Raw genomic sequence first — 19,939 nt, 5'->3', positions numbered from 1 at the left:
CGCATGGCAGGTACCGGACAGTACGGCGACGCGGCGCCCGGACCGTACTCCCCGCCTCCACCCGCGCCCCCGCCTCCACCCGCGCAGGGTGCACCGCTTCCGCAGGGTTTCGGGCCGCCGCCCCCGCCGTACGCCGGGCCGTACACCGCGGCGCCCCCACCCGTACCTCAGCAGCCGGCCGGGCCCGCCTCCTTCGACGGCGGCCCCGACTTCCTCGCGGCGGACCGCCACAACGCCGTCGTCGTCGACAGCGAAGGGGTCTCCTTCGAGCGTGGCGGCCGGACGGCGGACTTCGCCTGGGGCCACATCCAGTCGGTCCCCTACACGGGGCGCGGGGACACAGTGCTCATGGTGGCCGTGGTGCTGACCGACGGCCGGTTCTTCGAGTGCGCGGTGGACGCGCGCAGCAGGGGCAGGCTGCAGCAGTGGTTCGCGGAGCTGGCCCCGGTGATCGGCTACTACACCGCGGGCCGCCCGCGATAGCTCCACGCACCGGCGCTCCCGTACACACAGCGGCAGCGCCGCCGGGGGAGCGGCGGCGCTGCCGTGCTGGGTGCGGCGGTCGGCCGCGGGGTGGGGCGGTCGCAGTCGCTACAGGCTGTGGACGTGCGGGCCGACCGCGCCGGACCAGGCGTTGCCCGCCGTCGCGTCCCAGTTGGTGGACCAGGTCATCGCGCCGCGCAGCCCCGGGTAGGTCTTCGACGGCTTGAAGGAACCGCAGTTGCTGCCCTTGGTGAGGCAGTCCAGCGCGTTGTTGACGATGCTCGGCGAGACGTAGCCGCTGCCCGCAGCGCTGGACGACGCGGGGACACCGATGCCGACCTGCGAGGGGTCGAGGCCGCCCTCCAGCTGGATGCAGGCGAGCGCGGTGAGGAAGTCCACCGAGCCCTGCGAGTAGACCTTGCCGTCGCAGCCGAGCATGGAGCCGCTGTTGTAGTACTGCATGTTGACGACGGTCAGGATGTCCTTGACCGCCAGTGCCGTCTTGAAGTACTCGTCGGACGTGGACTGCATGTCGATGGTCTGCGGGGCCATGGTGACGACGAGCCCCGAACCGGCCTTCGAGGCAAGCGACTTCAGGGCCTGCGACATGTAGGTGGAGTTGAGGCCGTTCTCCAGGTCGATGTCGACGCCGTTGAAGCCGTACTCCTGCATCAGCGCGTAGACGGAGTCGGCGAAGTTGGCGGCGGATGCCGAGTCGGTCACCGAGACGGTGCCGTTCTGGCCGCCGATGGAGATGACGACCGACTTGCCCGCTGCCTGCTTTGCCTTGATGTCGGCCTTGAACTGGTCGGCGGTGTAGCCGCCGAGTCCCGCGGAGTCCAGGTTGAAGGTGACGGCGCCCGGTGAGCTGCCGGTGTCGGCGAAGGCGACGGCAACGATGTCGTAGTCCGCCGGTACGTCGCTGAGTTTCTGCACGGTGGCGCCGTTGTTGAAGTTCTGCCAGTAGCCCGTGACCGCGTGGGCGGGCGGGGCGGCTGCGGCAGTTGTGGCGTCGGCCGCCTGGGCTGTCGTCCCGGCGAAGGAGAACGCGGCGGCCGCGAGGGCGGCCACGGCCGCGCCCAGCCAGGCGCGGGTGGAACGTGCGGATTTCACGTACGGCCTCCAGGTGGGGGGGTGGGGGCTGAGACACGGAGCGGAGTCAGGAGTACGGAACGGTGGCCACCGCCGAGTGCGACCAAGCTGGTCCAGACCAATTCCAATGTCAAGGGATCCGACAGCGCGACGGCAAGTTCTCCACCATTTCTCCCTCTTCGGCGGCCGGCGGCTCTTCCGCCAAGATCCAATGATTCTTGGGCAGTTGTGGCTCTTCCGCCGTGTCCCCTGGATACAGTGCTGGTGCAGGAGCAACCCGCTGTGAACGGGGGATCACGACGTGCCGACCGCGATAGCTGTCACCAGCGGCGATCTCGTGCTGCCGCCGTCCGACCGGCACACCCCGCTGGCCGCCGTACTCCAGCCGCCGTCCGCGCAGTCCTTCGAAGCCTCCATCAAGGAGCTTCACACCCTCCTCGAACAGCACGGATACGTGATCGTGCCGTACGCGGCAGCGCTGCCCGAGCCGTATGTCCAGCGGCTGCACGCGGTCCGCTCGGTCCTCGAGAGCGACCGCATCGCCCTGCTGCCGGTCGAACTGCCGCCGCTCGGCGTCGCCGTGCTCGTCCGGCAGCTGCGCCAGCTCTCCGTGTGCGACTTCAGCCCCGGCGTCCTCGCGTCGGCCGCCCGGCTGCTCGCCCACTACATCTATGCGGGCGCGCTGCTCCCGACCCTCACCCGCCTCGACCACGTACCGGTCTCGCTGACCACGCACGCCAGGTCCTGGCTGCCGGGCTCCCAGTTCGCCGTACTGGCATCGCCCACGCCGCAGCTGGCCAAGGTGACCGGCGCCGAACCCGGTGTGCCGGAGGGCCCCTCGTTCGTGACGCGGCTGCTCATCGCCAGGGGACAGCTCCAGTCCGACTGGGTGTCCACGGTGCTCGCTCCCGCCTGGCAGGTCCAGGGGCATCTGGAGACCGCCCTGCCCGCCGATTCGCCCGGCTGGTGGGCCACGCCCCGGCTGGTGGAGTTCGCCGCGGCCATTTCCGACCTGTCCGTCCTCCACCAGCTGGTCTCCTCCGTACGCCGCGAGCTGTGCCGCTGGTGCGGGCTCGAACTCATAGGGGACCGCTGCGGGTTCTGCTCCGCCCCGTTCGCCGATCCGCACGCCCAGCTCGAGAGGTTGCCCGCCCAGTGAACTCCCGCCAGCGCCGCGGCGTCGTCCTGCTCATCCTCTCGGCCGTCTGTGCCGTCGCCGCGATCGTCGGGGTGCTCTCGGTCATCCGCAATGTGAATACCAAAGTCGGCCCGGAGGTCACGGCGTACCGCGTCCGGACCGACATAGCCCCGTACAAGCAGCTCACCGCGGGCGACTTCGAGGAGACGAGGATGCCCCGGCGCTGGCTGTCCGGCAACGCGGTGACGGACCTGGCCCAGGTGCGCGGGAAGATCGCCGTCACCCGGCTGCGCAAGGGCTCGCTGCTGCAGAGCGACATGATCGTGCGGCAGCCCGAACTCACCGCGGGTGAGCAGGAGATCGCCATCATGATCGACGCCTCCACCGGCGTCGCAGGCAAGATCACTCCGGGTTCGAACGTGAACATCTACGCGACGTTCAAGGGCGACGACAAGGGTGTCCCCGACACCTCCAAGGTCATCGTCTCCGGCGCCCGCGTCGTGGACGTCGGCAAACTCACCGCCCTCGATCCGGACCAGAGCCAGAGCGACCGCTCCCGGCAGGCGACCGACGCCGTCCCGATCACCTTCGCCCTCAAGACACTCGACGCCCAGCGCGTGGCGTACGCGGAGTCCTTCGCGACACACGTGCGGCTGGCGCTGGTGGCGGCCGGTGACAGCGCGACCGTCCCGCAGCGCGACCGCACGTACACCCTCGACGGCGACAAGTGAGGGACAGATGACGACTCGCATCCTGCCCGTGGCCGCTGATCCGGACGCGGCGCGCGCGGTGATCACGCTGCTCAGCCAGCTCCCCGACGCGGAACCCTTCCCGCCGGTCGCCGACTCGACCTCGCTGCTCGACCTGCTCGCCCGGCTGGCCGCCGAATCGCTCGACGAGCTGCCCGAGGTCGTCCTGGTCCACGAACGGATCGGCCCCGCCCCCGCATTGGAGCTGATCAGGGAGGTGGCGCTGCGTTTCCCGGCGGTCGGTGTCGTCCTCATCACCGCGGACATCAGCCCGCTCCTCTACACATCGGCGATGGACGCGGGCGCGCGTGGCCTCATCGGACTCCCGCTCGGTTACGAGGAGCTGGCGGCCCGCGTGCAGAACGCGGCCTCCTGGTCCACCGGTGTCCGGCGCCACCTGGGCGGCGGCCCCGATCCGGCCGCCGGGCCCGGTGGCACGGTCGTCACGGTCACCGGGGCGAAGGGCGGTGTCGGCGCCACCGTCACCGCGGTCCAGCTGGCCCTGGCCGCACAGGCGTCCGGCCGGTCCGTCGCCCTGGTCGACCTCGACCTCCAGTCCGGTGACGTCGCCTCCTACCTCGACGTACAGTTCCGCCGCTCCATCGCGGACCTGGCGGGCATCGCCGACATCTCCCCGCGGGTCATCCAGGACGCGGTCTACGCCCACCCGACCGGGCTCGGACTGCTGCTGGCACCCGGTGAGGGCGAGCGCGGCGAGGAGGTCACCGACCGGGTGGCCCGGCAGGCGATCAGCGCCCTGCGGGGCCGGTACGAGATCGTGGTCGTCGACTGCGGCACCCAGCTGACCGGAGCCAACGCCGCCGCGGTCGAAATGGCCGACCACGCACTGCTCCTGGTCACCCCCGACGTGGTGGCCGTGCGGGCGGCCAAGCGCATGGTGCGCATGTGGGACCGGCTCCAGGTCCGCAAGGCGGAGGAGACGGTCACCGTCGTCAACCGGGCCACCCGGGGTGCGGAGATCCAGCCGCCGCTCGTCGAGCGCATCACCGGTACGAAGTCGGCGCGTGCCGCGATCCCGGCCGGATTCAAGGAACTTCAGGCCGCGGTGGACGCCGGCCGGATGCAGGACCTGGACAGCCGATCCGCCGTCAAGCAGGCGATGTGGGGCCTGGCCGGGGAGCTCGGCCTGGTGAAGGCACCCGCCTCCGCCTCCCACGGCAGGGGAGGCCGCGGAGGGCGGCTGCGCGGCCGGGGCAGCCGCCCGGACAGCGACCGCGGCGCTGTGCTCGTCGAGTTCGCCGGGATGGCCCCGCTGATCGCCTTCGTCCTGGTGGCGATGTGGCAGTGCGTGCTGTGGGGCTACACGTTCTCCCTCGCGGGCAACGCGGCGGACGAGGCAGCGCGCGCGGCCACGGCCTCGCACGCGGTCGACGGTTCGACGGCGGGCTGCCAGGAGGCGGGCCTGAAGCGGCTGCCCGCCAACTGGCGCGGTGCGGCGACGGTCGAGTGCCATCCGGCGGGGGACCTGATGAAGGCCACGGTGCACTTGCGGACCCCGGTGCTCTTCCCGGGCGCCGGGAACTTCCCGTGGACGGTGGACGGCAGCGCGGGGGCGGCACTTGAGGGGGAGAGGGGATGAGGGGGCACCGCTCGCACCGGGTTCCGGACGGGGTGACCGGCTGCGGAGCCCCGGAGCCCCGGACACCCGAGCCCCGGACACCCGAGTCCCGCATGCGCCGCGCCCGGACTCCCGAGTCCCGGACACCCGAGCCCCGCATGCCCCGCGCCCGCACGTCCGAGCCGCGCACGCACATCCGTACATCCGAGCCCCGCATGCCCCGCGCCCGCACGCCCGAGCCGCGCACGCACATCCGTACATCCGAGCCCCGCATGCCCCGCGCCCGCACGCACCGCTTCGACGACCGTGGCACCGCCATCCTCGAATTCACCGGCATGCTCCCGATCCTCCTCTTCATCGGCATGGCCGCCATCCAGCTCGGCATCGTCGGCTACACCGCCAATCAGGCGGGCACAGCGGCCCGCGCCGCCGCCCGTACCGAAGCCCTGGAGGCCGGTACCGGGCAGGCGGCCGGCCGCGACGCGGTGTCCGGCTGGCTCAGCCCTTCGGTCACGGTCGTCGGCGGCGACACCGTGAGCGCGACCGCCACCATCCCCGTCCCGTCCGTCCTGCCGGGCATCCACCTCTTCGGCCCGGTCCACCGCACCGTCGTCATGCCGAACGACACCACAGCCGTCAGGGAGGCACCATGAGCCTGCGGGCCCGCATCGCCGCCCCCGAGGAGCACGGCGGCGGCCGGGAGGACGGCCATCAGGTTGCCACCTACCGTGCGAAGCTCCTGGAGGAGATCGACCTCGCGGAGATGTCGTCGCTGGCCGCCGCCGACCGGCGCGCCCGACTGGAGCGGGTCCTCGGCCACATCATCAGCCGCGAGGGCCCCGTACTCTCCACCGCCGAGCGCTCCCAGCTGATCCGCCGGGTCGTCGACGAAGCCCTCGGCCTCGGCGTACTGGAACCACTGCTCGAAGACGCGTCCATCACCGAGATCATGGTCAACGGCCCCGACTCGATCTTCGTCGAGCGGGCCGGACGCGTCGAACAGCTCCCGATGCGCTTCGCCTCGACCGAGCAGCTGATGCAGACCATCGAGCGCATCGTGTCGACCGTCAACCGCCGGGTCGACGAGTCCAATCCGATGGTCGACGCGCGCCTGCCGTCCGGTGAACGCGTCAACGTCATCATCCCGCCGCTCTCGCTGACCGGCCCCACCCTCACGATCCGCCGCTTCCCCCGCGCCTACCGGCTCCAGGAGCTGATCGCGCTCGGCACGCTGGACGAGCAGATGCTGCTGCTGCTCTCCGCGTTCGTCCGGGCCCGCTTCAACGTGATCGTCTCCGGCGGCACCGGCTCCGGGAAGACCACGCTCCTCAACGCGCTCTCCGGCCTCATCCCCGACCACGAGCGCATCATCACCGTCGAGGACGCGGCCGAACTCCAGCTTCAGCAGGCGCACGTCGTCCGCCTGGAGACCCGGCCCGCCAACGTCGAGGGCAACGGCCGGATCACCATCCGCGACCTGGTCCGCAACTCACTGCGGATGCGCCCCGACCGGATCATCGTCGGTGAGGTGCGCGGCGGGGAGACCCTCGACATGCTCCAGGCCATGTCGACCGGCCACGACGGCTCGCTCGCCACCGTGCACTCCAACAGCGCCGAGGACGCGCTGATGCGGCTGCAGACACTCGGATCCATGTCCGAGGTGGAAATCCCCTTCGAGGCGCTGCGCGACCAGATCAACAGCGCGGTCGACGTCATCGTCCAGCTCACCCGGCACGCCGACGGCTCCCGCAAGGTGAGCGAGCTGGTGCTGCTGGTCAGCCACGGACGTGAGGCATTCCAGATCTCCACGGTCTCGCGCTTCCGCGCGCAGCCGATGAACGCGGACCGGGTCGTGCACGGCCAGTTCGAACACCTGCCGCTGCCGCGCAGGATCGCGGAACGCCTGTACCTCGCCAACGAGGCGCTCCCGCCCGCGTTCGGCGTGGTGGAAGGCGTCGACCCGCTCAACACGAGAGAGGCGAGGTAGGGCAGCACCATGACCGACACCGCTCTGCTGGCGACCGGCGGCACGCTGCTCTGCGGTGTGCTCGCCGTCGCCGGAATCCATGTGTACGCCGCCGGAAAGGCCCAGCGCGACGCCCTGGTCGACCGGCTCTCGTCCGGCGGACCGCACCCGGCGGGGCTGCGCGCCCGCCGCTTCGGCGGAGTAGACCGCAGGCTCCGCGCGACGGGCTTCGGCAAACGGCTCCAGCTGCGACTCGCCGCGACCGGGCTGGACCTGACACCCGGCGAGTTCACCGTGTACGTCATCGGGGGCGTCGCCGCACTGTGGCTGATCGCCTCCGCCGCACTCGCTCCGTTCTTCGGCCCGGTCGCCGGGCTCGTCGCACTCTGGGCGGGAAACACCTTCCTCAACTGGCAGCGCCAGAAACGCATCGAGGCCTTCATCAACCAACTCCCCGAGCTGTCGAGAATCCTGGCCAACGCGACGGCCGCCGGGCTCGCTCTGCGTACCGCCCTCGGCATGGCGGCGGAGGAGCTGGACGCCCCCGCGGGCGAGGAACTGGCCACGGTCACCGCTCAGCTGGCGCTCGGCAGGTCGATCGACGAGACCCTGGGCGAGCTGGCCGCCCGGCTGCCTTCCCGTGAGCTGGTCGTCCTCGTCACCACCCTGGTGCTGTCCAACCGGGCCGGCGGCACGGTCGTCGGCAGTCTGCGCAACCTCACCGAGACCCTGGAGGAGCGCAAGGAGACCCGGCGCGAGGTCGTCACGATGCTCTCCGAGGTCAACGCCACCGCTTACACCCTGCCGCTGCTCGGCGTGGGAGCCATGATCATGCTCAACTCGATGGACTCGGGCTCCTTGGCCCGGATGACCGGCCACCCGCTCGGCCAGGCCGCCGTGATCGTCGCGCTCGTCCTGTACGCCGTCGGATTCGTCGGCATGCGGCGACTCGGCAAGATCGAAGTCTGAGGGGACGGGGGGAACACCCATGGTCGGACTGCTGCTCGCCCTCGTACTCGGTGTGGCTGTCGCCGGGATCTTCCAGGGTGTCCGGATGTACCGCTCCGAAGTGAAGATCCCCAGCGATCTCGCTGTCGCACTTGAGGTGGGCTCCACCCGGGTGGGCGGCGCCGAGGCGGCGGTCGACCGCGCGGGAATGCGCTTCGCGCCCGCCGTCCTCCGGGCGATGGGCCCCCGCGGGGTGGAGAAGAAGCGCCGCAGGATCGACTCGGCGGGCAACCCGGGCGGTCTGACCGTCGACCGGTACGCGGCCCGGCGCGCCGTGTACGGCATCTTCGGCGGCCTGGCGGGACTCGCGCTGCTCACCAACGGCAGCTGGATATTCGCTGTCTTCGCCTTCGCCTACGGTGCGTTCGCAGCCGACGCGACGATCTGGCAGGCCGTCCGCAAGCGCAAGGACATCATCGAGCGCACCCTGCCCGACTTCCTCGACGTACTCGCCGTGGTCGTCAGCGCGGGCCTCGGCTTCCGGCAGGCGCTGGAGCGGGTCGCCGAGAAGTACGAGGGTCCCTGGGCCGACGAACTGCGCATCACCCTGCGCCAGATGGACATGGGCGTCAGCCGCCGCCAGGCATTCGACGAACTGCGCCGGCGCAACGAGTCCGAGCAGGTCTCGCAGTTCGTCAGCGCGCTGCAGCAGGGCGAGGAGCTGGGCGCACCGATCGCTGACACGCTCATCCAGATCGCCAACGACATGCGCCGCACCGATGCCCAGAACTCCCGCCGCCGGGCGGCGAAGGCGATCCCGCAGGCCACGGTCGTCACGCTGATCACGATGGTCCCGGCGACGCTCATCCTGATCGTGACAAACATGTTCCTGGGCTCCACCACCGACTTCGGCTCGCTCTTCGGGAACTGACCGATGAGACCGCCGAGCGAATCACTGAAGCCACCACCGGGGGAGTCACCAGCGAAACCCCCGGTGACTCCCCCGGCACGGAGGGTGGGATCCGGCCACTTTCCGTCAGCCGCTTCGAGGCTGCAATCCGATGTGCCACCCTCTCCCCAGGGATATGACTTCGGGCCGAGTCCGAGGGAGGCGGAGGTCATGCACCACACCGCCTCCGGCATGAGCAACCAGCAGTTCGCCGCTGCCCGTCCCACCTGCGAGAAGGCCGTCAAGGCCCACCCGGGCGGCACCCCGATGGGGCGGAGCGGTACCCGAATCAGCACCAACAGCCGTACAGCACCACCGATATGGCTGGGAACGTCCGCGCTGGGTCCCGGCCGCCATGGCTGAATCCCTGCGCGGTGAGGGGAGGCGGGGTGCCGCGGACGGCAGCCCCGCCGCAGAGGCGGAGTCGTACGTTCCCGAAGGGGCACAGCATGGCGAAGGACATCACGCTCAAGGCGTATCTGGCGCTCGGCACGTGGCGCGACACAGTCGTCTCACGGATGCGGAGGAGGGCGGGAGACAGCGGCGCGAGCATCGTGGAGTACGGCGGGCTTCTGGTGATCGTGGCGCTGATTGTGGTGGCGGTGCGGGGGCTGGGGTTGCAGGGGATCATCTCCACTGCCATCGGCGGCGCGGTGAAGTCGATCACCGGCGGGGGCTGAGACAGGGGCGGCTCGGGGACGACAGGGGACAGACCATCCTCATCTACGTCGTCGCGGTGGGCGGGCTGCTCTTCCTGGCATTCGCCTATTTCGCTTTCGCGCAGGCCGCGGTGGCACGGAACGGCGCTCAGTCGGCTGCGGACGCCGCAGCGCTCGCGGCGGCCCAGGACGTCCGGAACCAGATGGCGGACGGACTGACCGACTCACTCGGCCAGAAGGACGCATGGGTGGACTGGCTTCTCGGTAATCATCCTGTCAGTGGTACGGGGAGTGACGCCGCCGCCCGGCTCGCTGCCGACAACGACGCCACGCTCGATGGGCTCACCCCGACGACCGAAGACGGGTTTCCCGCTTTCGAGGCGACCATCACCACTCGTTTCACGGTGGGCAAGTCCGTTATCCCTGGTACGGAGGGCAGGCACGCCAAGGCCCACGCCGTCGCGATGATCGAGCCGCGCTGCACGGCGGCCCCGTCGGGCGACCCGAAGCTCGTCGTATTCGACTGCGACGGCGGCCAACACTGGAAGATCGATCCGAAGAAGCTCGACACGGCTGAACTTCCCCAGCCCAACGACCTGTTCGCTGTCCACCTGGCCGAGTGAGGATGAGTAGTAGATGAGCATGCGGCGCACCCTGAAAGCCCGTAGGGCACTTACTGCCGTGGCGATCACTGGCGGTCTGGCCCTCTTGGCAGCGGGTTGCGGAGGAGACAGCGGCGGCAAGGCCGAGTCGAATGCCCCATCCTCGCCCGGCGTGACGGCCAGCAAGAGTCAGGGCTCCCCGGCTCCGGCAGGCGACAGAGTTTTGGCTGAGGTGAAGGGTGGCGACGAGGTCACGCTCACCGTCGCTTCCGCGCTACGCGACACGGGCGGCTTCCTCACCGTCACCGGCAAAGTAACGAACGGCAGCGGAAAGTTCTGGAACCCGGCCCAGTGGGCCGGAGACGAGCAGGAGCTAGCGGCCAACTCGGCTTCCATGGCCGGTGCTTCATTGGTCGATGCAACAGGGAAGAAAAAGTATCTCGTCCTCCGGGACACGCAGGGCCGCTGCCTCTGCACGCGGTTCACCGGGGGGTTTGACGCGAATGAGTCCAAGACCTTCTACGCCCAGTTCCCCGCCCCGCCCGCCAGCACCAAGTCCGTGGAGTTCCAGATCGGGGACATGCCTCCCGCCACCATCGACATCTCCGACGGGCAGTGACCGATGAGACGACCCCGCCGCCCCGCGGCCACCCTCGCCGTCACACTCCTGCTCACCGGTCTGTCCGTCACCGGGGCGCAGGCAGCCGGTCCCAGCCCCAGTGCGCCCCCGGACAGTACGACGTCGTCGCCGCCGCCCACGATCGACCCGGCGGCCCCCGGCCTCAAACTCGGTGACGGGGCCACCCTCGCTCCCCCGCATGTCATCGACATCAAGTCGGTCGTCGAGGACCTCGGCGGTGAGGAGCGCCGTGAGGACACCAACGCCGATGTGACGTTCGCGCTCCAGGCCGAAGTCCTCTTCGCCAAGGACAGCCCCAAGCTCAACCCCGAGGCCACGGCGCGTATCAAGGCCATCGCCGACGAAGCCCTGGCCCAGTACGCCACCAAGGTGCGAGTCTTCGGGTTCACCGACGACCTCGGGTCGTACGAGCACGGCAAGGTTCTCTCCAAGCGGCGCGCCGACTCCGTGCAGCAGGAGCTGGCCAAGTCGCTCGGCTCCGACGTCACGTTCGACATCCGGGGATACAGCGAGGACTACCCGATCGCCTCGAACGCCACCGAGGAAGGGCGTACGAAGAACCGCCGTGTCGAGATCTCCTTCCCCCGCGGGGAAAAGCCCGGATCCGGCACCACCTCGTAGGGCCGGGCCCCTCTCTCCGTTTTCTCCGTCCACAGCCCATTGACCGGTCCGCCCCACGGCACGCTCCGCGACGGGCCGCTGAACCGGGGATCCCCGTTTCGTCCGGACCGGCCTTCATCATGGACCGGTGATCAGTGTCCTGTTCGCCGTGCTGACCGCTCTCAGTAACGGCTCCGCCTCCGTGTTCCAGCGCCGTGCCGCCGCGACGGTGCCTGACGAGGAGGCGATGCACGCGTCCCTCCTCGGGCATCTGGTCCGTCAGAAGGTGTGGCTGGCCGGGATCGGGCTGGTCATCCTCGCGGCCGTCTGCCAGGCGGTGGCGCTGGCCACCGGGCCGATCGCCGTGGTGCAGCCGATCTTCGTGATCGAGCTGCCCGCCTCTCTGCTGCTCGCCGGGCGCATCCTGCGCGTACGGCTGCCGCGGGAGGTCTGGTACGGCGTCGCGGCCGTGACCCTGGGGCTCGCTGTCGGGATGGCGACCGCCGCTCCGGGCGGCGGCAGTGAGACCGTCGACGGTCTGCGGTGGATCCCCGCACTGATCTTCACCGGGATCTTCGAGGTGGTCCTGGTCGGCGCGGCTCTGAAGACCCGCGGCAACTCCCGGGGGGCTCTCCTCGGACTCGCCGCCGCCTGCGGCTACGCCCTCACAGCCGCACTCATGAAGGACGCGGTGGCGCGGCTCGGTGACGCCGACGGCTGGGTCGAACTGCTGAAGGCATGGCAGCTCTACGGCACGGCGGTCGCCGGGGTCGGCGCGCTCTTCCTCCTGCAGAACGCCCTCCAGGCAGGCACCCTGGTCGCGGTCCAGCCGATGCTCACACTCGGCGACGCGCTCATCAGCATCCTGTACGGCGTCACCCTGTTCGGCGAGACCCTGCGGGTGGGCTGGTGGCTGCTTCCGGAGCTGGCCGCGCTCGCCCTGGTCGCCTTCGGCTGCGTCGAACTGGCCCGCTCCCCGCTGGCGGCCGGCAGCACCGGCCAGCCCTCCAGGGTGAAGTGAACGCCCCAGCGGTGCAGAAGCGCCACAACACTTCGCAGGACCAAGCGTGTTACCTGTCAGACCGGGCCACTGCGTCCAGCCGGTGCACGAGTACGCCCGCTCAGCGCGCTGTCGCCGTGGCGACGATCCGCTGCGTCATCCATCTGCCGCGGCGTCAGCCGGTTGTCCCGGTACGCGGCGATCTCCTCCGGAGTGACCGGCTCGGGGCCGGTGGCGTCGGGCAGCCCACTGGTGTGGTTGAGCAGCTGTTCCACAGTGATCGCGGGGAAACGGCCGGGCATCAGGCCGGGCAGCCATCCCTGGACCGTGTCGTGCGGTGCCAACCGCCGCTGGGCCACGAGCTGGAGCACGACTGCGGCGACAAACGCCTTGCTGACACTGCCGATCCGGATCCGGTCCCCGGTACGGGGTGGCCGCCCGTCGGCGAGGTCCGCGGCGCCCGAAGCCCCGTACCACTTCCCGGCCGATCCACCGATCCGTATCTGCGCCGACGTGACCCGGGGATGCTCCAGATCGGCGAGTGCGGCGCTCAGAGCGGCGGGGTCGACCGGAGAACGGCGGGGGAGCGCGTACGGGGCGTGGCGTGTGCGGGCAGCGGAAGGGCGGCCAGCATGGCGGCCGCTGCGGTGGCGCTGCTGGCCAGGGCCGAGGTGTCGACCGGGGTCGGTCTGCTCCTCGACGCCATGCCGGACATGCGGCCCGCGGAAGGGCGGCGCTATGCCGAGCAGGGGGTGTTCACGAGAGGGCCCAGGGAGGTACGGGTACGGTTCGGCAGCTGACCGGCAGCTGACCGGCAGCTGACCGGCAGCTGACCGGCAGCTGACCGGCAGCTGACCGGCACCTCGCCGGTGCACCGCGGCGGAACACCTGGGCCGGGTGCTTCGCCGACAGCTCAGGGTCCGCCACCGGGCACTCGGGCGGCTGCGCCGAGGAAGAGGTGCCGTCCGGCCGGATCGCCGGGGCGCGGCGACCGGGCGGCCGGACCGTGACGGTCCTATGCCGCCGGGTGGCCACGGGGGCCGTCCGGGGCCCCGGCTCAGCCCGCGTTGCCGTACGGCTGGGTGATGACCTCCATGGCGTGCCCCGACGGGTCCATGAAGTACACGCCCCGGCCGCCGTGGTGGTGGTTGATCTCGCCGGGCTGCTTCTTGTGCGGGTCGGCGTAGTAGTCCGTACCGGTGGCCCGCATTCTGGCGAAGATCCCGTCGAAGGCCTCTTCGGGGACGAGGAAGGCGTAGTGCTGCAGGGGGAGCGGGGCACCGGGCGGCACTGACGCGAAGTCCAGAGTCACGCCGTTGCTCAGCTCCACGGGGACGAACGGCCCCCATTCGGCCCCGGCCCGCAGTCCGAGCACGGTGGCCAGGAACTCGGCGGACTCCCGGTTGTCGCGGGCGGCAACGATCGTGTGGTTCAGCTCGACGGGGAAGGTCCGGGATGCCGAATCGGGGCCGGGCTGTGATGCTGGGTCCGGTACCGCTGCCCCTGTTGTCGCTGCTTCCGCTACTGCTGCTTCTGTCGCTGCTGTTTCTGATTCCGACACTGTGGAATGCCTCCATCGGGCATCTCACGGGCTACCTCCACGCCTCACCCGGCCGGTGACCGACGCGCGATGCCGTACCCGCCATCGTAGACGGCCTGCAGAAATGTGGGGCGCCGTACCGCGTGGCAACCCGCCTGCGGAGAAGAGCCGTTCACCGCTGTATTCACTCGGCCAGGTGAATCCCGGCAAGCATGCACGTTTCTGCGCCGTGGGCCTTCCTAGGGTGAGTCACGTCGCCCCGGCCGTTGCCGCCGACCGAACCGAAGTCACAGAGACCGGGGGTCTGTCTTGGACGTCAAGAAGGAAAAGCGAGAGCCGGAGGGCCGGCGCACTCCGGGCCCCGTTGCCCGCAGTTACACCGCGGGCCGCTTCACCGTGGTCGAGCTGAGCGGCGAGATCGATCTCCTCGCGGCGGACGGCATCCGTGAGTGCACCGACGCCGCCACCGCTCCCCAGGGCGCGTGGGTGATCGTGGACCTCCGCCCTGCGACCTTCATCGACTGCGCCGCACTGGGACTGCTCTGCCGGGCCAGACGGCGGGTGCTCGACCGCGGAGGCTCCATCGACCTGGTCTGCACCCGCGCGCTGCATCTGCGGATGCTGCGGGTCACCGGGCTGGCCGGTTACTTCCCGAGCAGTCCCACCGTCGCCGAGATCTCGTCCTGAAGGATGCGGCCCACCGCGTCGCCATCGCCGCGGCGGACCGCGGCCACCGGTGCGGCATGCGGCGCACCGGGCCGGTGAGCTCGCTCACGTCGCGGGCCGGTGGGGCGGGGCGGTCCTCCTCGGCGGGAGCCGGGGATCGTCCGTCCGGATCGGGCCGCGATGCCCGCCCGACCCGGACGTCAGGCCCTGAGGGGCCCTTGCGCCATGAGCGTCCCGACCCGTGCGGGCACAGTGCAAGGACCCCTTAATGCGCTGGCAGGCCCGCCACCGGGCCTGCCAGACTCGGGTCCCATGTCCAGGACCTTTGAAGAGCTGGTGGCCGAGGCCGACTCCGTATCCGTCGACGGCTGGGACTTCTCCTGGCTGGAGGGGCGCGCCACCGAGGAACGCCCCTCGTGGGGATACGCCCGCGCGATGGGGGAGAGGATGGGCCGGGCATCGGCTGCCCTCGACATCCAGACCGGCGGCGGGGAAGTGCTCGCCGGTGTGGAGAAGCTGCCCCCGCTGACGGTGGCCACCGAGGCCTGGCCGCCGAACGTCGCCAAGGCCACCGCCCTGCTGCATCCGCTGGGCGCCGCCGTGGTGGCCGACCCGGACGAGCCGCCGCTGCCCTTCGCCGACGGGGCCTTCGACCTGGTCGTCAGCCGCCACCCGGTGAAGGCCCACTGGCAGGAGATCGCCCGGGTGCTGGCGCCCGGCGGCACGTACTTCTCGCAGGAGGTCGGCCCGGCCAGTGTCTTCGAGCTCGTCGAGTACTTCCTCGGCCCGCAGCCCGAGGCGCGCAAGGGCCGCGACCCCGAGGCGGCGCGGGCGGCGGCGCAGGCTGCGGGTCTGGAGGTGGCCGACCTGCGCCTGGAGAGGCTGCGCACCGAGTTCTCGGACATCGGCGCCGTCATCTACTTCCTGCGCAAGGTGGTCTGGATGGTGCCCGGCTTCACCACCGGTGCGTACCTGCCGCAGCTCCGGGCCCTGCACGAGCAGATCGAGGCCGAGGGGCCGTTCCTCGCGCACACGACGCGCTTCCTGATCGAGGCCCGCAAGCCGCTGTGACGCACCGGGCGGGCCGACGCGGCTACGTCAGCCGCCTCGTCGCCCGCATCAGGACACCCGCTTCCCCCTCCGTCGCCTCCGCTCCTCCCAACGGTCGACGAAATCGTCGAACATCTCGGTCGCCCGCTCGCGTACGGCCGCGACGAGCGCCGGGTCCACCTGCGGCTTGGCCGCGTACGCCACTGCCAGGACGAGCGCGAAACCGATCAGCGACACCGGCCCGTCCAGCGGACCCCCGTAACCGGTCCGACGGACACCGTTCAGTGCGTAGATCAGGCTGAAGCCGCCGCCCACGGCGAGTCCGGTTGCCGTCAGATTGCCCAGCCAGGGCCGGTCCAGGGAGCGTGCCCGCAGCGCCCAGCTCGGATGCGTGCGCCAGGGCAGGGCTGCCCAGCGGGCCAGTGTCCGCAGCAGCGGGCGAGCCCGCCCGCCCGCCGGCCGGGTGCCACCTCGCGCTGCCGCCCGCCACACCTCCGGATCGGCCCCCCAGCCGACCGCCTCCCGGTCGGCGCAGAGCTCACGGTGGCGCAGGATGTCCGCCCGTGCCCACTGGACCTGCAGGGCGAGCAGCACCGCGAACAGCAACTCGGCCCGCTTCGGACGCTGTTCCTTCCAGAGCGGCGCCGACGAACCTGGCACATGGCCCCGCAGCAGCAACCAGCCCTGGAAGAACGCGTACGGGAGCAGCACCGCGACCAGGAAGACCCGGCCCAGCGCGACGGACGCGTAGACCATCCCGATGTCGGCGTTCTCGACATGGGCGAGCTCGTGGAGGACCACCGCCTCGAACTGGCGCGGGTCGGACGTGCGCCGGGCCGGCAGCCCCGCGTGCAGACATACGGTCAGCCGTCGCCCCCGCCCGAACACCACCGCCCCCGCGGTGAGTGCACGCGGGTCCACGGCGAACCGCGGCGGACGTGCGAGCCCGGCCCGCCCGGTCAGCCGGAGCAGTTCCTCGTACAGCTCGGGGTCGCTGCCCGGTCCCACGGTGCGCAGACGGCCCTCGCGCCCGCGCCACCGGGGGATCGCCAGATAGAGGACGAAGGTGGCGAGCAGCACGAGTGCGGTACCGCAGAGCGCCTGGAGGTACGCGGTGTGCAGCAGTGTGTGCTCGCACGCATCGGCCCGGTCGCCGAATGCCAGTACCTCGTCGTCGCGTACCAGGGGCAGGATCCTGCCGTCGGGCCCGGTGATGGCCGCGTCCATGCAGCGGTCGTAGCCGGTACGGTCGCGCCACCGCGAGGCCACCGCGTACAGCAGGAACTGGCTGGACACGACCAGCAGGAAGAGCAGAAGCAGGAAGCGCCTGGTGGTGCCGTCCCCGAGTTCCCGTTCCTTCTTCCCGGCCATCTCAGCCCCCCGGCCCCGGCTCCGGCGCGGGCTCCGGCTCGGGTTCCGGTTCCTGTCTCCTGCCATGGGCGGTACCCGAGTCCGGTGCGCCGCCCGGCCGGCGTGCCAGCCGGGACACCACGGCGTCGGCGAGGGCCTCGGCCTGCGGCCCGCCGATGGACGAGGCGCTCGCCAGCTCACGTACCCGCTGATGTACGACGTCCAGCTGGTCCGGCGTCAACGGCGCGACCGGGGGCGGATCCTGGGGAGGCCGGCGCAGGACTCGGCGCACGGTGGCGGAGGCCCGCCGGGCGGACGAGTCCACCGCGGCTCCCAGCGCGCGGCGGGCCGTCTCGTCCACGGCCATCCACACCACCGGGGTCACCAGGGTGGAGACCTCGGTGAGCCCGAACCCGAGCAGGTCCTCGCGCCGGTCAGGACCCGCGAAGAAGTGCGTCACCCGGCCTTCGCTGAGCTCCGACAGCCCGTCGAGCAGCGAAAGTTCCTGCGGCGCCACGGCGGCCACCACGTCCCGTACCACTTCACGCACCGGCGTACCCACAGCATTCCCCCGTTCCGCCCGACCCGTTGGCCCGCGCCCCGCCCGAAGCAGTACGCGCCGGGCCGTACGACGGTAGCAAGGGCCTTGCTGCAAGCGCAGGTTCACGCCGTCACCTTCCTGCGCCCCCGTGTGCGGCGCGCTGAGGGGAGGCGCCGCAGGGAACACACCCGACCGGCCACTTCCCCGGGCCGGCCCGGGGAAGTGGCCGGTCCTGGGCAGGACGGTAAAGGGGGGTGTACCGGCCCATGGGGGACGGCCGGGGCAGGGCCTAAACTCGCCGGGTGTCTGCCGCGCTGATCGTCGTACTCGCCGCCTGCTTCGGCGCCGCCGTGGGGACCCTGCTGCCGCGCCCCGCCTACCGACTCGCGGTGGCCCCCGAGACCCCATGGCAGGACGCGACCCCATCGGGCCGGCCCATCTCGGGCTGGCTCGGCCCGGCGCGCGAAACCGGCGGCTGGTACGGGCCCAGCACACCCGTGACCGCCACGGTCACGGCGCTGTGCTGCGCCGCGCTGGCGGCGGCTGCGGGGCCCGTCCCCGAACTGGCCGTCTGGGTGCTGCTCGCGCCGGCCCTCGTCCTGCTGGCCCTGGTCGACCGGGCCGTACAGCGGCTGCCCGACGTCCTGACACTGCCCATCGCGGGGGCGACCGCCGCCCTGCTGGGGGTCGCGGCGCTGCTGCCCGGCGCGCGGGGCTCGTGGCCGACGGCGCTGCTCGGCGGACTGGCCCTGGGCGGCGGCTACTTCGTGCTCTTCCTCATCAACCCGAACGGCATGGGCTTCGGTGACGTCAAGCTTGCTGCCGGCCTCGGGGTGGCCCTCGGGTGGTACGGCTGGGGGGTCCTGCTGCTGGGCACGTTCGCCGGTTTCGTCTACGGCGCCCTCTACGGCGTCGGCCTCATCCTGCGGGGGCGTGCGGGACGCAAGAGTTCGATGCCGTTCGGACCCTTCATGGTCGCGGGTGCGTTCACCGGTCTGTTGCTCGGCGGATTCGGAGCGTAATAACCGGTCCCGCCGGGCACGGCGTGGCAGTCGGCAGCAGTTATGAAGGGTTATGGTGGAAGCCCCCCCTCGGGCCGGTCCGTATCCCCCCCCCACGGACCGGCCCGTCCTTTTGTCCGGCGCCGCTTCCGGCGGTCAGCTCCGTCCGGCCCAGATGTTGGTGCCCGCGGTGTCGACGGCGAACGAGTCGATCTCCGTGAGTTCCTCGGCGGAGAGCGGTGCGGCGGTCAGGGCCGCCACGTTCTCGTCCAGCTGCTTCACGCTGGAGGCGCCGATGAGCGCGGACGTCATCCGCGGATCGCGCAGCACCCAGTTGAGCGCCAGCTGCGCCAGGGACTGTCCGCGCCGCTTCGCGATCTCGTTGAGCCCGTTGAGCCGGCGCACGACCTCGTCCGACAGCAGGTCCGGGTCGAGGGACTTGCCCTGGGTGGCGCGCGACCCCTCAGGGATGCCCTTCAGGTACTTGCCGGTGAGCAGTCCCTGCGCGAGCGGGACGAAGGAGATGCAGCCCATGCCGGCCGTCTCCAGGGTGTCGAGCAGCCTCTCGTCCTCGGTCCAGCGGTTGATCATGGAGTACGAGGGCTGGTGGATCAGCGCGGGGACACCCATCTCCTTGAGGATGCGGGCCGCCTCCGCGGTCTGCTCGCTGTTGTACGAGGAGACACCGACGTACAGCGCCTTGCCCTGCTGGACGGCGGAGGCCAGTGCGCCCATCGTCTCCTCCAGCGGAGTGTCCGGGTCGAAGCGGTGCGAGTAGAAGATGTCGACGTGGTCGAGGCCCATCCGGGTGAGCGAGGCGTCCAGCGACGACAGCAGGTACTTGCGCGAGCCCCACTCGCCGTACGGGCCCGGGTGCATCAGATAGCCGGCCTTGGTCGAAATGACCAGTTCATCCCGGTACGGGGCGAAATCCTGCGCGAAGAGCTTGCCGAAGTTGAGCTCGGCGGAGCCGGCCGGCGGGCCGTAGTTGTTCGCCAGGTCGAAATGGGTGACGCCGGTGTCGAAGGCGCGGCGGAGGATCTCGCGCTGGGAGTCGAGCGTGCGGTCGTCGCCGAAGTTGTGCCACAGGCCGAGCGAGATGGCGGGCAGTTTCAGGCCACTGCGGCCGCTTCGCCGGTACTCCATGGAGTCGTATCGGTCATCAGCGGCGAAATAACGAAGAGAATCAGTCACAGGCCCCTCCTTATCACGGACTTGTGACAGGCCGGGTTGGGCTGTCATGACCCCTGCGCAGTACTGTGGCGGCTCGGGCGATCGCCACCGCACGGAGGTCTGGACTCAGTGCTGTGCCGTCCCGGGGGACGCCTCCCGGGACCCCAGCCGGAAAAGCACGTCGGGCAGGGCGTCCGGCACGACATCGCGAGG

23 protein-coding genes and 1 pseudogene are annotated in these 19,939 nt (G+C 70.9%); 18 read left to right on the top strand and 6 right to left on the bottom strand.

Annotated features, from left to right (window positions below; all coding sequences use genetic code 11):
- Nucleotides 1-3: 3 nt before the first annotated feature.
- The gene (locus OG584_RS11850) at nt 4-483 is read left to right on the top strand and encodes a hypothetical protein (RefSeq protein ID WP_405777746.1); all 480 of its coding nucleotides are present in this window, start codon (nt 4-6) and stop codon (nt 481-483) included.
- Nucleotides 484-591: 108 nt separating this feature from the next.
- Here the strand turns inward: OG584_RS11850 and OG584_RS11845 are convergent, their stop codons facing one another.
- Nucleotides 592-1,596 (bottom strand): chitinase, encoded by a 1,005-nt coding sequence (locus tag OG584_RS11845; RefSeq protein WP_405777740.1) that lies wholly within the window; start codon nt 1,594-1,596, stop codon nt 592-594.
- A 280-nt stretch (nt 1,597-1,876) separates the two neighbouring features.
- Between OG584_RS11845 and OG584_RS11840 the strand changes: the two genes are divergently transcribed.
- The 13 genes from OG584_RS11840 (at nt 1,877) to OG584_RS11780 (ending at nt 12,426) form a co-directional block, all read left to right on the top strand.
- Nucleotides 1,877-2,734 (top strand): hypothetical protein, encoded by an 858-nt coding sequence (locus OG584_RS11840; protein ID WP_405777738.1) that lies wholly within the window; start codon nt 1,877-1,879, stop codon nt 2,732-2,734.
- A complete protein-coding gene (gene cpaB, locus OG584_RS11835) occupies nt 2,731-3,444 on the top strand; it encodes a Flp pilus assembly protein CpaB (RefSeq protein WP_405777736.1) in 714 nt (237 codons plus the stop codon). The genes OG584_RS11840 and cpaB overlap by 4 nt, the downstream gene beginning before the upstream one ends.
- A gap of 7 nt (nt 3,445-3,451) precedes the next feature.
- Entirely contained in the window at nt 3,452-5,062 is a 1,611-nt protein-coding gene (locus OG584_RS11830; protein WP_405777734.1) for a CpaE family protein, read from the top strand.
- Nucleotides 5,059-5,694: a TadE/TadG family type IV pilus assembly protein gene (locus OG584_RS11825; protein ID WP_405777733.1), complete on the top strand. Its 636-nt coding sequence runs from the start codon at nt 5,059-5,061 to the stop codon at nt 5,692-5,694. The genes OG584_RS11830 and OG584_RS11825 overlap by 4 nt, the downstream gene beginning before the upstream one ends.
- Nucleotides 5,691-7,028, top strand: coding sequence for a CpaF family protein (locus tag OG584_RS11820; RefSeq protein WP_405777731.1), 1,338 nt, complete (start codon nt 5,691-5,693; stop codon nt 7,026-7,028). Before OG584_RS11825 ends, OG584_RS11820 begins: the two co-directional genes overlap by 4 nt.
- A 9-nt stretch (nt 7,029-7,037) precedes the next feature.
- Nucleotides 7,038-7,976, top strand: a complete 939-nt coding sequence (locus OG584_RS11815) for a type II secretion system F family protein (protein WP_405777729.1) — start codon at nt 7,038-7,040, stop codon at nt 7,974-7,976.
- Nucleotides 7,977-7,995: 19 nt separating this feature from the next.
- Nucleotides 7,996-8,886, top strand: a complete 891-nt coding sequence (locus tag OG584_RS11810) for a DUF5936 domain-containing protein (RefSeq protein WP_405777727.1) — start codon at nt 7,996-7,998, stop codon at nt 8,884-8,886.
- Nucleotides 8,887-9,075: 189 nt separating this feature from the next.
- Complete coding sequence (locus OG584_RS11805; RefSeq protein WP_405777725.1) at nt 9,076-9,267, top strand: hypothetical protein; 192 nt, start codon at nt 9,076-9,078, stop codon at nt 9,265-9,267.
- 86 nt (nt 9,268-9,353) lie between these two features.
- Nucleotides 9,354-9,584 carry a hypothetical protein gene (locus OG584_RS11800; protein ID WP_405777723.1) on the top strand — a complete coding sequence of 77 codons (231 nt, stop codon included), beginning with the start codon at nt 9,354-9,356 and terminating at the stop codon, nt 9,582-9,584.
- On the top strand, nt 9,581-10,186 hold the full coding sequence (locus OG584_RS11795) for a pilus assembly protein TadG-related protein (RefSeq protein WP_405784010.1): 606 nt from the start codon (nt 9,581-9,583) through the stop codon (nt 10,184-10,186). The genes OG584_RS11800 and OG584_RS11795 overlap by 4 nt, the downstream gene beginning before the upstream one ends.
- A 13-nt stretch (nt 10,187-10,199) precedes the next feature.
- Complete coding sequence (locus OG584_RS11790) at nt 10,200-10,784, top strand: hypothetical protein (protein WP_405777721.1); 585 nt, start codon at nt 10,200-10,202, stop codon at nt 10,782-10,784.
- Nucleotides 10,785-10,787: 3 nt separating this feature from the next.
- The gene (locus OG584_RS11785; protein WP_405777719.1) at nt 10,788-11,426 is read left to right on the top strand and encodes an OmpA family protein; all 639 of its coding nucleotides are present in this window, start codon (nt 10,788-10,790) and stop codon (nt 11,424-11,426) included.
- A 127-nt stretch (nt 11,427-11,553) separates the two neighbouring features.
- Complete coding sequence (locus OG584_RS11780; RefSeq protein ID WP_405777717.1) at nt 11,554-12,426, top strand: DMT family transporter; 873 nt, start codon at nt 11,554-11,556, stop codon at nt 12,424-12,426.
- A gap of 56 nt (nt 12,427-12,482) precedes the next feature.
- Here the strand turns inward: OG584_RS11780 and OG584_RS11775 are convergent, their stop codons facing one another.
- Nucleotides 12,483-12,902: a serine hydrolase domain-containing protein gene (locus OG584_RS11775; RefSeq protein ID WP_405784008.1), complete on the bottom strand. Its 420-nt coding sequence runs from the start codon at nt 12,900-12,902 to the stop codon at nt 12,483-12,485.
- A gap of 153 nt (nt 12,903-13,055) precedes the next feature.
- Here OG584_RS11775 and OG584_RS11770 point away from each other — a divergent pair.
- A pseudogene (locus OG584_RS11770) lies at nt 13,056-13,205 on the top strand (cytochrome P450); the annotation flags it as partial.
- A gap of 257 nt (nt 13,206-13,462) precedes the next feature.
- Here the strand turns inward: OG584_RS11770 and OG584_RS11765 are convergent.
- Entirely contained in the window at nt 13,463-13,840 is a 378-nt protein-coding gene (locus OG584_RS11765; protein ID WP_405784007.1) for a VOC family protein, read from the bottom strand.
- A 414-nt stretch (nt 13,841-14,254) separates the two neighbouring features.
- Here OG584_RS11765 and OG584_RS11760 point away from each other — a divergent pair, with 414 nt between their 5' ends.
- Together OG584_RS11760 and OG584_RS11755 are read left to right on the top strand one after the other, a co-directional pair.
- Complete coding sequence (locus tag OG584_RS11760; protein WP_405777715.1) at nt 14,255-14,632, top strand: anti-sigma factor antagonist; 378 nt, start codon at nt 14,255-14,257, stop codon at nt 14,630-14,632.
- A gap of 291 nt (nt 14,633-14,923) precedes the next feature.
- Nucleotides 14,924-15,682, top strand: a complete 759-nt coding sequence (locus OG584_RS11755; RefSeq protein ID WP_405777713.1) for a class I SAM-dependent methyltransferase — start codon at nt 14,924-14,926, stop codon at nt 15,680-15,682.
- 48 nt (nt 15,683-15,730) lie between these two features.
- Here OG584_RS11755 and OG584_RS11750 read toward each other — a convergent pair whose 3' ends face one another.
- Together OG584_RS11750 and OG584_RS11745 are read right to left on the bottom strand one after the other, a co-directional pair.
- On the bottom strand, nt 15,731-17,032 hold the full coding sequence (locus OG584_RS11750; protein ID WP_405777711.1) for a M48 family metallopeptidase: 1,302 nt from the start codon (nt 17,030-17,032) through the stop codon (nt 15,731-15,733).
- Between the two features lies 1 nt (nt 17,033).
- Nucleotides 17,034-17,573: a hypothetical protein gene (locus tag OG584_RS11745; protein ID WP_405777709.1), complete on the bottom strand. Its 540-nt coding sequence runs from the start codon at nt 17,571-17,573 to the stop codon at nt 17,034-17,036.
- 281 nt (nt 17,574-17,854) lie between these two features.
- Between OG584_RS11745 and OG584_RS11740 the strand changes: the two genes are divergently transcribed.
- Nucleotides 17,855-18,574 (top strand): prepilin peptidase, encoded by a 720-nt coding sequence (locus OG584_RS11740; RefSeq protein WP_405777707.1) that lies wholly within the window; start codon nt 17,855-17,857, stop codon nt 18,572-18,574.
- 135 nt (nt 18,575-18,709) lie between these two features.
- On the opposite strand, the gene mgrA is transcribed toward OG584_RS11740, so the two are convergent.
- Nucleotides 18,710-19,747: an L-glyceraldehyde 3-phosphate reductase gene (gene mgrA / locus OG584_RS11735; protein ID WP_405777705.1), complete on the bottom strand. Its 1,038-nt coding sequence runs from the start codon at nt 19,745-19,747 to the stop codon at nt 18,710-18,712.
- Nucleotides 19,748-19,939: the final 192 nt, after the last annotated feature.

The sequence above is a fragment of the Streptomyces sp. NBC_00859 genome (assembly GCF_045161865.1).
In the GTDB taxonomy this organism is placed as follows: domain Bacteria; phylum Actinomycetota; class Actinomycetes; order Streptomycetales; family Streptomycetaceae; genus Streptomyces.
The sequence above is the reverse complement of the archived record's forward strand: the minus strand, read 5'-3'. Positions and strand labels throughout refer to the sequence as shown.